The sequence below is a fragment of the Puniceicoccus vermicola genome (genome assembly GCF_014230055.1).
Lineage (GTDB): Bacteria > Verrucomicrobiota > Verrucomicrobiia > Opitutales > Puniceicoccaceae > Puniceicoccus > Puniceicoccus vermicola.
Genome location: NZ_JACHVA010000136.1, coordinates 1 through 14,752, shown reverse-complemented (window position 1 = coordinate 14,752; position 14,752 = coordinate 1). Strand labels below are relative to the sequence as shown.

13 protein-coding genes are annotated in these 14,752 nt (G+C 55.4%); 8 read left to right on the top strand and 5 right to left on the bottom strand.

Going from position 1 to position 14,752, the window contains the following annotated elements; genetic code table 11:
* Positions 1 to 745 precede the first annotated feature (745 nt).
* The 4 genes from H5P30_RS19275 (at position 746) to H5P30_RS19260 (ending at position 5,561) form a co-directional block, all read left to right on the top strand.
* On the top strand, positions 746 to 1,849 hold the full coding sequence (locus tag H5P30_RS19275) for an imelysin family protein (RefSeq protein ID WP_185694547.1): 1,104 nt from the start codon (positions 746 to 748) through the stop codon (positions 1,847 to 1,849).
* A gap of 185 nt (positions 1,850 to 2,034) precedes the next feature.
* On the top strand, positions 2,035 to 3,654 hold the full coding sequence (locus tag H5P30_RS19270; RefSeq protein WP_185694546.1) for a di-heme oxidoredictase family protein: 1,620 nt from the start codon (positions 2,035 to 2,037) through the stop codon (positions 3,652 to 3,654).
* 30 nt (positions 3,655 to 3,684) lie between these two features.
* On the top strand, positions 3,685 to 4,749 hold the full coding sequence (locus H5P30_RS19265; RefSeq protein WP_185694545.1) for a Rid family hydrolase: 1,065 nt from the start codon (positions 3,685 to 3,687) through the stop codon (positions 4,747 to 4,749).
* Positions 4,750 to 4,865: 116 nt separating this feature from the next.
* Positions 4,866 to 5,561: a glycosyltransferase gene (locus tag H5P30_RS19260; RefSeq protein ID WP_185694574.1), complete on the top strand. Its 696-nt coding sequence runs from the start codon at positions 4,866 to 4,868 to the stop codon at positions 5,559 to 5,561.
* A gap of 143 nt (positions 5,562 to 5,704) precedes the next feature.
* On the opposite strand, the gene H5P30_RS19255 is transcribed toward H5P30_RS19260, so the two are convergent.
* The 5 genes from H5P30_RS19255 to H5P30_RS19235 all read right to left on the bottom strand — a co-directional run bounded on the left by H5P30_RS19255 (position 5,705) and on the right by H5P30_RS19235 (position 9,540).
* Entirely contained in the window at positions 5,705 to 6,493 is a 789-nt protein-coding gene (locus tag H5P30_RS19255; RefSeq protein ID WP_185694544.1) for a hypothetical protein, read from the bottom strand.
* Entirely contained in the window at positions 6,490 to 7,719 is a 1,230-nt protein-coding gene (locus H5P30_RS19250) for a glycosyltransferase (protein ID WP_185694543.1), read from the bottom strand. Before H5P30_RS19250 ends, H5P30_RS19255 begins: the two co-directional genes overlap by 4 nt.
* 164 nt (positions 7,720 to 7,883) lie before the next feature.
* Positions 7,884 to 8,393 carry an SET domain-containing protein gene (locus tag H5P30_RS19245; RefSeq protein WP_185694542.1) on the bottom strand — a complete coding sequence of 170 codons (510 nt, stop codon included), beginning with the start codon at positions 8,391 to 8,393 and terminating at the stop codon, positions 7,884 to 7,886.
* 57 nt (positions 8,394 to 8,450) lie between these two features.
* Positions 8,451 to 8,984 (bottom strand): type II secretion system protein, encoded by a 534-nt coding sequence (locus tag H5P30_RS19240; protein WP_185694541.1) that lies wholly within the window; start codon positions 8,982 to 8,984, stop codon positions 8,451 to 8,453.
* 13 nt (positions 8,985 to 8,997) lie between these two features.
* Positions 8,998 to 9,540 carry a prepilin-type N-terminal cleavage/methylation domain-containing protein gene (locus H5P30_RS19235; protein ID WP_185694540.1) on the bottom strand — a complete coding sequence of 181 codons (543 nt, stop codon included), beginning with the start codon at positions 9,538 to 9,540 and terminating at the stop codon, positions 8,998 to 9,000.
* 213 nt (positions 9,541 to 9,753) lie between these two features.
* Here H5P30_RS19235 and H5P30_RS19230 point away from each other — a divergent pair, with 213 nt between their 5' ends.
* The 4 genes from H5P30_RS19230 (at position 9,754) to H5P30_RS19215 (ending at position 14,638) form a co-directional block, all read left to right on the top strand.
* Positions 9,754 to 10,767, top strand: a complete 1,014-nt coding sequence (locus H5P30_RS19230) for an extracellular solute-binding protein (protein ID WP_185694539.1) — start codon at positions 9,754 to 9,756, stop codon at positions 10,765 to 10,767.
* A gap of 225 nt (positions 10,768 to 10,992) precedes the next feature.
* Entirely contained in the window at positions 10,993 to 12,834 is a 1,842-nt protein-coding gene (locus H5P30_RS19225) for an ABC transporter permease (protein WP_221774416.1), read from the top strand.
* A 177-nt stretch (positions 12,835 to 13,011) separates the two neighbouring features.
* Positions 13,012 to 14,103: an ABC transporter ATP-binding protein gene (locus H5P30_RS19220; protein ID WP_185694538.1), complete on the top strand. Its 1,092-nt coding sequence runs from the start codon at positions 13,012 to 13,014 to the stop codon at positions 14,101 to 14,103.
* 334 nt (positions 14,104 to 14,437) lie between these two features.
* A complete protein-coding gene (locus H5P30_RS19215) occupies positions 14,438 to 14,638 on the top strand; it encodes a hypothetical protein (RefSeq protein ID WP_185694537.1) in 201 nt (66 codons plus the stop codon).
* The last annotated feature ends 114 nt before the right edge of the window (positions 14,639 to 14,752 follow it).

The window sequence follows — 14,752 nt, the reverse complement described above, 5'->3', positions numbered from 1 at the left end:
ATCATAGAAATGGCTATCGCCATTCCTCTACAAGACGCAATTAAAGGTGGAGCGGAAGCGCGACAGCGATTTCGAATGATCACCGAGTACGCTCTAGCCAAACCGCAAAACCATAGAAAAGGCTATCGCCATTCCTCTCCAAGGCGTAATCAAAGGTGGAGCGGAAGCGCGACAGCGATTTCGAATGGACCCGAGAATGCTCCGACCAAACCGCAAAATCATAGAAATGGCTCTCGCCATTCCTCTACAAGGCACAATCACAGGTGGAGCGGAAGCGCGATAGCGATTTCGAATGGTCACCGAAAATGCTCTGGCCAAACCGCAAAATCATAGAAATGGCTATCGCCATTCCTCTACAAGGCGCAATCAAAGGTGGAGCGGAAGCGCGATAGCGATTTCGACGGTCGCCGAGAACGCTCCGACCAAACCGCCTAATCCGTAGAAACGGCTCTCGCCGTTCCTCTACCAAGCGAGCTGTGAACCAACAGCCGAGTGCCGCGGGGCAGACATCGTTTCTGTTATTAAGTCAATAATTTCTACTTATACAAACAAATCAAAAGATAAGAGAATTTGACTAACTTCATCATGATACTGAATCTCAACATCACAGAGAGCTTCAATGTGCCTCTTCCTCACTTTCCACGGAAACCGAAATAACGTCGGCCGAATCACTGAGAAAGAGACTCATTCGCCAAAGAATTAACCAACCCAACTTTCGTTCACAAAAACACTGAAATCGAAAATCATGAAATATCAGAGAATCCTCCTCTCCTTCCTCACTGCGACGTCTGGGGCGATTGCAACTGCTCAAGCGGAGAGCCTCTCCTCCAATTCTGTAGACGGGGTTCTGACCCACTACACCGAGGGAACGGTCATCCAGACCTACGCCAACATGGCGACCGAATCTCTCAAGCTCAATGAGGCGGTGAATAAACTCGCTGCGAAGCCGACCGATGCACGGGTAGAAGCAGCTGCTGATGCTTGGCGTGCTACCCGCGCCAACTGGGAACAAAGCGAAGCCTTTCTCTTCGGGCCCGCGTCTTTCAATGATCTGGATCCCCAGCTCGACTCTTGGCCCCTCGACCAGGCCCAGCTCGACCACGTTCTCGCCACCATTGAGAACGGTCAGCTCGAAGTGGACGCAGGATATGTTCGAGACTACCTCGGCGCCGCCCTCCGCGGTTTTCACGCGGTCGAGTATCTGCTTTTCCGCAACGGACAACCCCGCGCGGCAGCAGACTTCACCAAAGCCGAGCTGCAATATCTGGTCGCCGCGACTCAGGTAATGACCGAGGATTGCATCACGTTAGAAGCTTGGTGGACTGGAATGGACAATCTTGCGGAGGATAAAAAGGAAGTCCTCGAGGAGGCGGAAATCGAGACCAGTGGTTCCTACGGCCAGGAATTCGTCAACGCGGGGAAAGCCGGAAGCCGCTACGACTCCCAGACCGAAGCGATCCAGGAAATCTTGCAGGGCTGCATCGACATCGCAGACGAATTGGCCGGTGCCAAAATCGGAGATCCGGCCGAGTCGCAAAACCCACAGGAATGTGAATCCTGGTATAGCTGGAATTCTCTCGACGACTTCACCAACAACCTGATCAGCATCCAAAATGCCTACGAAGGAACGACCGGTGGCGACTCTCTCTCGGATTTAGTCGCAGCCCAAGACCCTGGTTTGGACGCCGGAGTAAAAGCGGCGATCGCCACCGCCCGGAAGAGCGTCAGCGCCATCCCGGCCCCCTACCGGAACAATCTCGGAGAATCGGAAGCCATCGATGCTGCGGTCGCCGATTGCCTTCTCGTCTCCGAGAAACTCGCGAGCGTTCAGGAAAAACTGGATAGCTGAAACGCAGGTCACCAATTCTCCATAAAATCGATGCCATAGCATTTGGCATTTCGCCTCTCCCGAGGCATCCGGGCTGCCTGCGCGACTCATCCCATTAAAAGCGCGGGCAGCCCTCTTCGGGGAAGATCATGCCCCGACGGTTTTCAAAAAATCAGCCCCGCTCATAAGGAACAAAATACAGTCAGATGAAACGCGGATACATTTATCTAAGCCTGGGAGTCATCGCTTACGCAGGCCTGATCGGCTGGAGCGGGACATTAAAGGATGGCATCATCCCGCTCGCCGCACAAAGCCGAGGGATCCGACATCCTAGAATTCCCCGTGAAGCCTTTCCGAATGCCGAGGGTGATGAAGTTACCTTTGCCGATCTTGACCCCGCCTACTTTCAACGCGAGTGCGTCTCTTGCCACGTCTCCTACGGGAGAGATCTCGCTCCCCCTGAACTTCAAACACGAGACAACGAACCGGCTCCCGTCTACTATGCAGGGGGCCAGGCTGGAACCGTGTTCAACGCGACCTCGAAAGCCTTTGAACAACCCAGCCCGGCCATCGTTGATGCCGGACTCGAAAAAGAATTCCTCGCTGGAGAAGTCTTTTTTGAAGGCAATTTCGTTTCCAATCCTGACGCTCCATTTGGAGGCCTCGGTCCAACCTACGTCAAATCGTCGTGCATCTCCTGCCACCCAGGCTACGGGAGAGCGAAACGAACCGACGACTTTTCCCAGGAATACGGCAACGGCTACATCGCCTTCGTTCATAATCCCGACGGAACGATTGTCGAAGGCTACACCTTCATGCTCCAGATCCACTCGGTCGCGCCCTACACTCCCTACGCACGCGATGTCGAAATCACTTGGAACGAGTTTACCGACCAATACGGAAACCGCTACCCCGATGGCTCTCCTTACAACGCGGGGAAACCCACCGAGGGATCACTCACATATCCAACCGCCGACATAGTCGATCCCCAAATTCCCCTTCCCGACGACTACAAAGTCTCACTCGAAGCAACGATCGGCATCTACGGAACAGGCCTCCTCGATGCGATCAGCGATGAGTCGATCCTCGCGGAATACGATCGCCAGCAATCAATGCCCGGACCGGTGAAAGGGCAGCACGGCAAGTGGATCGCGGAGCCCTATAGCGGAGAAAAACGACTCGGAAAGTTCACCTGGCACTGCACCCGAGCGACTCTGCAAAACGGCCCCGGCTACAATGGACTCTACAACACCACCAATGTGACGCGGGAAGACCGACCTCATCTCTACGCTACGGAGCAATGGATGGACCGCCAACGCGAACTCGGGATCGACGTTTCCGATCTTGAGGGCCAACAACCTGCGGAACTCTCTCAGGAAGATCTCTCGGACTTTATGATTTGGCACCGGGGGCTAGCCGTTCCGGCAGCCCGCAACCTGGATCGCCCGCAAGTCATTCGGGGACGTGAACTCTTTGGAGAACTCGGATGCGTCAGCTGTCACAAACCCGAATGGAGGACCGGCAAGTACGAGCCCATGCCCGCGTATTCCCACCAGATCATCCGGCCGTACACCGATCTCCTCATGCATGACATGGGAGACGAAAACAAAGGCCGCTACCGCACGTACCGCACCCCTCCACTCTGGGGACGCGGGCTCATGAAGAAAGCCGCCAACCATACCGACATGTTTCACGACCTGCGGGCGCGCGACTTCGAAGAAGCCATCCTCTGGCACTTCGGCGAGGCAGAATTCGCGAGGGAACAATTTCGAAACCTCCCTGCGGAAGATCGTCAAAGTTTAATTCAATTCGTCCAGTCTCTCTAGTTCAACACCGTCACCCAAGTTTACTTTCCCATGACCAACACCGACAACATGCTTGCCAGCAAGATTCCTCTCGCCGGAAAAGATTCCTTTTTCTCCTTTCTGTCTTACACGGGCTCCAACTTCGAAAGCGTCTCGTCTCTGCAAGACTACATCCCCGCTCAGGACGCAACGGTCATCGGCCCCGAAATTTACGCCTCTCCAAATCAAACCAAAGAACTTCTTCTCGGAAACGGATGCACTGAGTTCTATGGAACGAAGAACGACATTGAATTCCACCAGGGCATCCAACTGGGGATTGTGGAAGGGATCCCTGCCACGCCGATTCTTCTCAACGCAGAAAACGTCGGGATCGTCTATGAAGACGAAGAAGCGCGCTATGCTCTTATCGGGAACCTTTTCCCGTCAGACATCTCGGCGAGCCGGGGCAATCAAACCGAACAAATCCTCAATGCAATCGAACAAGCGCTGCAAACGATCGGCATGAGCTTTCAGGACGTCATTCGGACGTGGTTTTACAACGACAGAATTCTCGAATGGTACGACGAGTTCAATCGGGCTCGGGACGACTTCTTCGAAAAGCACAATGTATTCGCGAATTTGGTCCCCGCGAGCACGGGTGTCGGTTCGCGAAACCGCCGCAACGCGGCCCTCATGGCGAGAGCTTTTGCCGTCCAGCCCAAGACCAACCGCGTCCATGCCAAAGCCATCGCCTCCCCTCTTCAATGCCCCGCTCTCGACTATCGCAGCACGTTCAGCCGGGCCGTCGAGCTGAACCACCCCAATTTCCGCCAATTGATCATCTCCGGCACCGCCAGCATCGAGCCGGGAGGAAAAACAGTCCACCTCAACGATGTGCAGCATCAGATCGCTCTCTCCATGGAAGTCGTCCAAGCGATCCTCCACTCGAGAGAGATGGATTGGAGCGATGCGGTTCGGGCAGTCGTTTATCTGAAAGACTTTGCCAGCGCTCCTGAGTTCGAACGCTATCTTCGGGAACATGGCATCGAAAACCTCCCCTACATCATGATTCAATCCGATGTATGCCGAGACGACCTGCTCTTCGAGATCGAACTGGATGCGGCAATCGTTCACTGAGGGTCCCGCAAAAAGGAGCGCCGGCCAAAATCTTCAGGGAGCATTTAGCTGCGACAAATCAAGATTACAGCAACTCCATGCTGGTCAGCCTAGCTTCCCTTTCCCATGCTCGTTTTATGGATATGTCGATTGTCATCCCCATCTACAATGAGCACGAAACGCTACAAACCGTTGTCGATCGAGTCCGCGATGTCCAAGATCTTCCCATCAAGGAAATCATTCTAGTCGATGATTGTTCGAACGACGGCACGCGACAACTTCTCGAAGACGGTTTTACCGATCCCATCTTCAAGAAGCTCTATCATTCAGAGAACCAGGGAAAAGGAGCCGCTCTCCGTACCGGCTTTCGGGAGGCTACCGGCGATATCGTGGCCATCCAAGACGCGGACTTGGAATACGACCCCAAAGAGCTGCCCCTACTCATAAGACCCATCCAAGAGGGAAAGGCGGACGCCGTTTTCGGCTCCCGCTTCTCCGGTGCCGGTCCGCATCGTGTCGTCTTCTTCTGGCATATGCTCGGAAACCGCTTTCTCACTCTCCTCAGCAACATGTTCACCAACATCAATTTGAGCGACATGGAGTGCTGCTACAAAATTTTTCGCAAAGAGATCATCTCCAAGATCCAGATCGAAGAGGACCGCTTCGGAGTCGAACCTGAGCTCACTGCCAAAGCGGCACGCATGGGGGCCCGGATTTTCGAAGTCGGCATCTCCTACTATGGCCGCACCTATGCCGAAGGAAAAAAAATCGGCTGGAAAGACGGAGTCCGTGCCCTGTACGCAATTTTTAAGTACGGGATTTTCCGCAGATAAGCTCGGATTCCATTCCGGCAATCGTGCCATGCTGCTTCAACAAACAGATCGCTGACTCTGCTTAGAAACGGCTCTCGCCGTTCCTCTCCTCAAGTTAGAGATGTGGAGCGGAAGCGCGATAGCGATTTCGACAGGCTACGGATTCACGTCGGCAGATACCGGGACACCCGATCGAGGACGTGATTGATCCCGTCGGCAAGCGGGATATAGCCTTCGACCCGAATCCCGCCGAGAGCGACGGCAGCGTGCGAATCACTCTTTTGGGTGAGGATTTCCATCGCGACCTTGGAGGAAGCAAACGTAACCACAGCGTCGGAGGCCGTCTCGTCTTTCCCGCCTCGCCGGGGGTGAAGACCCGAGTCGGTCTTTTCGATAGTCGCCGTCAAATCTTCCCCATCGACCTGAAAACTCACTTTACCATTGGGGCAGCTTTCGAGCATGTGGCGGGCCCATGCATCCTCGCGGCCAATCTCGGCCAAGGAAAATAATGCCACAGCTAGGGCCAGGCGGACATGCAGCACGCGAAACTCCGGATCCTGTAGATCTTTGGACGAAGGCTTCAAATAAGTCTGAAAACGCAAAAACAAACGCAAGAGCTTCGACAGCATCCAAGGGTGGGTGTAGCCCTTCCGCAAGCGGGGAATTGCGAGTCCTCCCCGGATAAACCGAACCGTGTTGGCCTCGGATCCGAGGTTGAGATGGATCTTCGGTTTCCCTTCAGCAACATCCGACCAACGGACACCTCCCTCCTCAAATCGAAGGCAGGCGCTGGCCCCTTCCTCATTCGAGAAAAGAACTTCGCCTTGGGTTTTCCCGAGAATCTTTTGCGCCCCCGGATCAAATTTCAAATAATCTTCAAACGCAGGAAGAACTCCGCGAAAAAACAATCCAGCGCAAACCGATGGCAGCGGAACCGGAGGCTCGTTGATCATTCGACCAAGCTCCTTAATTTTCCAAGGATGTCCAATGGATGCCGCTTTGGCCTCACCCGATCCATCGAATTGACCACGATCTCCCGCTTTTCGGGTTCCTGCATCCATTCGCGGATAATCGCCGGTAGCTGGTGAGTGCGCGGGAGCAAAATCCCGATTCCGTTTTTGCGGCAAAATTTTACCGTAATGCATTCTTGGGGCATCACGCCCCCGATTCCATTGAAGATCAAAGGACAACGGGAAAGAATGGCCTCGCTGGTCGTTCCCGTTCCCGACCGAGCCACCACAGCTGAAGCCGCCGACAAGAGGCAGCTCATCTGACGGTAATACGGGATCGGCCGCACTGGAAGGAGTGGATGCTCCTTCTGCCAAGCCAGAATTTCCTCCACCGTCTCCGATTTGCGCCCGCAAAGAGCCACAACTTGCGGATAGACCCGCGCTTCATAAAGAGAATTCAGGGCACGAATGTGATTGTTGGCACCATTCGCACCCGTCCCCAGAACCAACACGAAGCGATCGGCGTCGAAATCAAATTCGTCGCGAAGATACTGTGCTCTCTCCTCATCGGTCGAGGGTTCTTGGTAAAAGGAGGGATCGAGCATGAAGCCCCCGAGCCAGTTCCGGTCATCGTGAAGGCCAAAAGTTGAGGCTGCATCGCAAGTCTCCTCGACCGCCCCGATGAAGAGGTCCGCCTTCGGATTCACCCAGTGACGGCTAAACCCATATCCTCCCGAAAGCTCGCCGCAATAGGTCACGCACTTGATCCGTCGACCGGGAAGCGCCCATTTCGCGAGCTCAAAGAACCCGTGATTGAGGTGCGCATGAGTGCTCACGATCAGGTCCGGCTGAACCTCCCGGACCCGTTCAATAAACCGATGGCGGCCCCAGATTTTCTCGGCCGAATCGTGTAGGCTCGCATGCTCAAGAAAATTGAAATAGATGTGGTGCAGCTTCGGCCAAAACTGCTGAATCCGATTGTAGAGATTCACTCCGAACCCATAAAGGCCGTGCGTATCCTCAAGAGCTTGATGGATTTCAACACTCAGCCCAAACTTGCGACCTTCCTCCGTCTCTGACCACGACTTCAACGCCCTGGCCCGCATATCATGGCCTCCTCCCGTGCTCGAAGTGAGGATCAATACACGCCGAACCGGCAATTCCTTTTCAGGAACGTCGAAAGAGTCGGGTCGCGCCATTGCGCCCGCTGAATTATCATCCGGAGGCATATCTTTACAATCAGAACCTCAATCCGCAGAAATACCACATCGAATCCAACCGGGTTGCCCATCCAACCCAACCCCTCCGCTTCCGACGGAAGCACCTCCTCTGCAAGCAAGGGAGGAGTCGGGGAATCCGGCCAATTCGGCATGAATCCAACCTATCGAGCCGATCACGACTTCTTCTCCTTTTTCTTCTTCTTTTTGCGAAGCATCTTCTTCAACTTCGGGCGATCCGCTTCGTTGACGATATACCCAATGCAGGACGGCTTTCCGCAGCGACATGGATGATCAAGGGCGCTTTCCAAAGCATATCCATAATCGAACGTCAGCTCCTCCCCTGGCTCGATGTCTCGCAGGGCGACGAACCAGATCCGCCCCCGATAATTGACGGCCTCACAATTCGGCTCACAACTATGGTTGGCAAAGCGGGCGAGATTTCCCGGCTTATTTCCGTCGAGGTCAAATCGTTTGTTCAGGTCAAAAATGTAGACCTGACCGGACTGGTTCTTCTTCCCGCGGGCTTCTTGAGAAAGGGCTCTCCGTTCCGATTCCGCTTTAGAGATTTTCTCCCCCTTGTACTCAATAATGTACTCCCCCTCCTCAATCGACGTCCGCGCATAAAGTCCGCGGTTGTGAATCGAAGAACGGCGCACCACGTAGGAACGCGTCTCGCTTGTCATACGTTAGTGAAGAGGGCGATCGGCGAAGAAATCCAGATCAAAAATTCAAAACTACTCCTACCAAGACTTAATCTCGGGAGCATCTAAATCTTCATTCGCCTTCGAGTAGAAAATGACTCCACGTCGAACATCGTCGCTCGATATATCCACATCGGCTGCATCGATCACTCCATCTTGGTCATTGTCTACCGCCATGAAAATCGAAGGATTCTCGAAAGCATCGACCAATCCAGAAGAATCATCGTCAGGAATAGCGAAAGCATCGCCCGGGAAGGAATAGTACCTGACATTCTTCTTGTTCAACCGGTCAGCGCCCGTCTCAGTCCCCTCCAGCACTTGGATAAATTTGGTTTGGTTGCCAGAAGTACTCAAATCGTACGACCCATCTGCCGCGAGGGGGTAGTAGCCATAATCTTGGCGAAAAAGCTCAATTGCTGAAGCCCACTGACTGAACATCGATTGCGTCTTCGCCTTTTTCGCACTTTTCCGCACAGCCCCGACGGAGGGAATAATGATCCCAGCAAGAATACCGATGATCGCAATCACCGTGAGCAACTCAATGAGGGTAAAACCTTGTTTATTTTTCTTCATAGCTAAATCTCCCTTAGTTCGAACCGGCGTAAATGTTGTCGGCGTTGTCAGCGTGGTCCTTGTTCATAATTCCGTCCACCGGAGCAGCAGAAGTCCCATCCGGCCCATCCGAAAACAAGATGAATCCGAACCGTTTCCAAGAGCTACCCGTTGAAAACTCATAGTGATAACCGTTCCCCCATGGATCCACCAAAGTCTGCGTGTCATTCCAAAACTCACCCGTACCAGCAATATCATACTTCGAAGGCTCAATGAATGGCCGACGCTCCGAAATATTGACGGTATCATCCGAGGAAGGCCCATCCCATTTAACGCGATTGGCCAGAGCCTTAAGCATAACCCCTGGATCGTTCGTTATCGGATAGGTGCCATACTGAGCCCGATAAGATTCTAAGGCTGCCGACAAGGCCGAAAGCTCTGCCGCCGCCTTCGTGCGCGCTTGGCGCTGATAAACACCTGAGGTGATTCCGAATGAAATTGCCGCCAAAATGGCAATCACTGCGATCACGGTCAGTAACTCAATTAGGGTAAACGCGTCCTTTTTACGCATACTCATAAGATGCTCAACTTTTCGGGCTTCGCAATCGAAATTTGGACCCATTGCGATCAGGAGAATTTTACAAAATTCCCAACGTTGTCGGCCTAGCTCGCCCTCAGGGAGTTCTCCTTCCTCTCCATCTTGCTGGCGCGGCGATGAGATTTGTCCCAATTCACCCTCCATAATGGCATTCCCATTGACTTTTACCCGCAAATGAGACTCGTTCTTAACATGATCCGAAAAAACCTAGCGTTCCTCTCATTGCCCTTGGCCGCGATTTTCGCCAACGCCGCCGAAGTCAATATCTATACCGCTCGCCACTATCCCGGTGATGACGAGCTCTACGAGAAATTTGAAGAAAAGACTGGAATCGAGGTCAATGTGGTCGATGGAAAGGGCGACGCCCTCCTCGAACGGATCAAAGCCGAGGGAGACAACTCCCCCGCCGACGTTTTTATCACCGTGGACGCCGGACGCCTCTGGGCTGCCGAGCAGGCCGGTATCTTCGCCCCCGCCGAATCCGAGATCCTCATCGAATCCGTGCCCGCCGAATTCCGCGATCCCGACAATCTCTGGTTTGGAATTACCAAGCGCGCTCGGCTGATTTTCTACTCCAAGGAACGGGTTGATCCGGCAGATCTCTCGACTTATCAAGCCCTCACCGATCCGGAGTGGGAAGACAGCATCCTGATCCGCAGCTCCTCGAACGTCTATAACCAGTCTCTTCTCGGAATGATCATTGCCGAAGAGGGAGAAGAGGGAGCCGAAGAATGGGCCGCTGGTATTGTCGAAAACTTTGCCCGCAAACCACAATCGAACGACACAGGCCAACTCCGCGCCGTCGCCGCCGGCTTGGGAGACATTGCCATTGCCAACCACTACTACTACGTTCGCCTGATGGGCTCCGACAAACCCGAGGATCAGGAAGTGATCGAAAAAGTTGGAGTCTTCTTCCCGAATCAGGGCGAAGGTGAAGGCGGAGCGCATGTTAACATCAGCGGAGCGGGCATGGTCAAAGGTGCCCCCCACCCAGAAGAAGCTGTTCAGTTCCTGGAGTTCATGGTTTCCCCGGAAGCTCAGGAAATCCTCGCGAATGGAAACTCCGAATTCCCTGTCAATCCGGATGCCGAGGTCCCGGAGGTGCTCGAGAGCTTTGTCTTTGTAGAAAACGACACTCCTTCTTCCGTCATCGGCGACAATAATCCGGAAGCGATCCGTATCTTCGACCGCGTCGGCTGGCGCTGATCGGCCCAAGATACGAAACCGCGGCGTCTTCCAGAGTGGGGAGGAGGCTTCAGCGCCTCCCCTCCCGCCCGAGACGACGCGCAGGAATGGCGATCGCCATTCCTCTCCAACAAGAAACGAGAAAAAGACGCAGTCAAATCGCCGATCTAAAGTGAGGAGGCTGCTTTAGCACCTCCCTTACTGTCTGGAACAACCCGTAGAAATGGTGATCACCATTCCTCTCCGGTGTCTGTTCTGGCCTATCTGCCCAACATCAGAGGCATTTCGTTCTTTCATACGAGCCGCAGATCAAAAACATCGAACTTCCGAACACCGGACGACACCATCGAACACCCGATTCCAGCAGGACAACCTCCCTCTGACGGCTCTTCCACAACAGCCAACGCTTCCGCGCAGGCGGCACCAGAGACTCCTGAGGAGACCTCATCCCGCATTTCCCGTCCGTCCACGAAACCTCTTCTTCTGACGGGCGGTTGCCTACTGGCACTGATTATCGCTGCCCCCGTTTTCGTCATAGCGGCCAGCCCCCTACTGGGAGGCGACGGAACGTGGGCCCACCTCCGGGAAACCGTTCTCGGACTCTACATTCGCAACAGCCTTTTCCTCGCCTTCGGAGCCGGGCTGGGCGCGGGTCTCATCGGGCTCTTCTCGGCCTGGTGCATCACCATGTACCAATTCCCCGGGCGACGCATTCTGGAGTGGATGCTTCTTCTGCCGCTGGCGATGCCGACCTACCTCATCGCTTACGCCTACACCGACTTTCTTGATTTCAATGGACCCATTCAGGATTGGATCCGCAACTGGACGGGACTCGGAGCCCGGGAATACTGGTTTCCACAGATTCGATCTCTCGGTGGAGCTATCTTCCTGTTTGCCTTCGTCCTCTACCCTTATGTCTACCTGCTCTGCAGAGCCTCTTTCCTCGAGCAATCTGTCTGCATGCTGGATGCCTCGCGCACCATGGGCCAATCGCGACTCCAATCTTTCCGTCGCGTAGCCATTCCCCTTGCCCGTCCGGCCCTCGCCGCTGGCATAGCCCTCGTCGCCATGGAATCGTTGGCCGACTACGGTGCCGTAGATTACTTCGCGGTCGATACGTTTACGACCGGGATCTACCGCACCTGGTTTGGGCTGGGCTCGCCTATTGCCGCGGCGCAACTCTCCGCCGGTCTATTGGGAGTCATCGTCCTCGTTGTCGTTCTGGAACGCCTCAGCCGCGGGCGAAAACGCTTCTTTCACACGACCAACCGGCACCAGAATCTTCCCCGCTGGCCTCTCTCTATCCCCAAGAAATTCTGCGCCTTTATAATTTGTTTTCTTCCGGTCCTCATCGGCTTCCTGATTCCCCTGGGCATTCTCATCGAAGCCTCGACCCAAGCCGGATTCTTTCCCTCTCTCCTCGATTCTCTCGAATGGGCATGGCACAGCATCGTCCTCGCCCTCTCCGCCTCCGTTCTTGCCGTTCTTTTCGCTCTGATCCTCTCCTACAACGTTCGACTTGCGCCGGGACTCGTGTCCCGCAGCGCCGCCCGAATGGCCTCCTTGGGCTACGCCATCCCCGGCTCCGTGATTGCCGTCGGCGTCCTCCTCATTCTCGGCTGGACGGATCGGGCTACGACCTCCCTCTTTTCCCACCACTTTCTCCTCAGCGGCACCCTCGCCGCCCTCCTCTTCGCGTACGTCACCCGCTTTCTCACCCTCTCCCTCGGAACGGTCGAGTCCGGACTCGGACGCATCTCCCCCTCCCTCGACCAGGCAGGACGCACCCTCGGCGCGGGACCGGTTGGGGTTCTCCGCAGAATCCATTTTCCCATGCTGCGGGCCAGCACCCTCGCCGCCGCCCTCCTCGTCTTTGTCGAGGTATTGAAAGAGCTTCCCGCCACTTTGATGATCCGTCCTTTCAATTTCGATACGCTCGCGGTTCATATTTACCAACAGGCTTCTGACGAGCGCTTCGCGGAATCAGCCGCCCCAGCCCTTATGATCGTTCTAGTAGGTCTCGCCCCCGTCCTCATCCTCAGCCGCATGATGTCAAAATCCCGGGCCGAACGCAGCGAAGTCGAGTGACCACCCGATCAACCCTTCAACTGTTCCCAATGCCGATAGGGATCATACCCCAATCCCACCGACTCACCGACTCACCGTCCACCGTCCACCGTCCACCGACTACCGACTACCGACTCACCGACTCACCGAACCTTGACTTCCCCACCACAGTCCTGAATGGGTGAAACCGCAATTCGCATGAAGAACTCAGTTGATCCAGCCGCAATCCGCTTCGAGGGAGTCTCCCATCGCTACGGAAAATCTCCCAGCGTCACGGATATCTCATTTTCGATTCAGCCAGGGGAGATCGTCTGTCTGCTCGGGCCCTCAGGCTGCGGAAAAACCACCATTCTCCGGCTTGCAAGCGGACTGGAAGCCCCGGAAACCGGCAAGATTTTCATCGCGGGTAACCAGGTCGCGAATGGACCCAAAGTCTCTCCTCCCGAGAAACGACCCATCTCGATGGTTTTCCAAGACTACGCCCTTTTTCCGCACCTCACCGTCATTCAAAATGTGGTTTTCGGCCTCAAACGAGTCAGCCCCCAAGAGCGATACCGACGAGCGACCCAAGTCCTCGAGCACGTTGGCCTCGGGACTTCCCATGACCGATTCCCCCACACCCTAAGCGGAGGGCAGCAACAGCGGGTCGCCCTCGCCCGCGCCATTGCGCTTCGTCCGGCCTTGATGCTGATGGACGAACCTTTCTCCAATCTCGACATCAACCTCCGATTCTCGGTGCGTGAAGAAACCCGCCGAATCCTTCACGGCGAAGGCTCCGCCACCATCCTCGTCACCCACGACGGAGAAGAGGCCGCCCAGCTCGCTGACCGAATTCTCCTCCTTGACCACGGACACATCGTCCAAGAAGGTTCTCCGGAAGACTTCTACTTCCGCCCCGCCACCCCTTTCGCCGCCCGTTTCTTCGGGGAAACCGCCAGCCTCTCGGGAATCGTTGAAAATGGCCTCCTCAAGAGCGCCCTTGGCGAATGGGAAGCCCCGTCAGAAATCTCCAGCGGCTCGGTCGATGTCGTCATCCGCGACCAAGCCTTCGTCTTTCGGGAACCCCACGAGGCCCCCGATTACCACCTTTGCTTTGAGGCAAAAATTCACGAATCCCGAGTCATGGGTGGACGCCGGGTCACCGAGTTCCAACCCCTCATCCCCACCTGCGAGAATCTCCGCTTCCGCGCCTTTCACCGCATGACCACACGAATCAAAGCCGGCGAAACCCGGCCCTGCTGGATTGACCGAAGGTTGGTATTCGCATTCCCCAAAGGCACCGGAGAATAGAACAAAGCGTCTCCTGCAGCGCGGATTTCAATCCGCTAACTGTGCCCCCATTGTGGGTGGGTCGCTTCAGCGCCCACCGCGCAAAAGCAGGACCGAACATTCCCCACGAAATGCCGCTTCAGGACACTCAGGACCCTATCCGCGTCCAACTTGGGCAAGGCTTAAGCCATGCCCCACTGTGGGTGGGTCGCTTCAGCGCCCACCGCGCAATGGCAGGACGAAACATCCCTCACGAAATACCGCTTCAGGACACTCAGGACCCTATCCGCGTCCAACTGGGCAAGGCTTAAGCCATGCCCCACTGTGGGTGGGTCGCTTCAGCACCCACCGCGCAATGGCAGGACCAAACACCCCCCAAGAAATGCCGCTTCAGGACACTCGGGACCCTATCCGCGTCCAACCGGGAAAGGCTGAAGCCATGCCCCACTGTGGGTGGGTCGCTTCAGCACCCACCGCGCAATGGCAGGACCAAACTATCCCCCACGAAATGCCGCTTCAGGACACTCAGGACCCTCTCCGCGTCCAACTGGGCTAGCCTCAAGCCATGCCCCACCGTGGGTGGGTCGCTTCAGCGCCCACCGCGCAATGGCAGGACGAAACATCCCTCACGAAATACCGCTTCAGGACACTCAGGACCCTATCCGCGTCC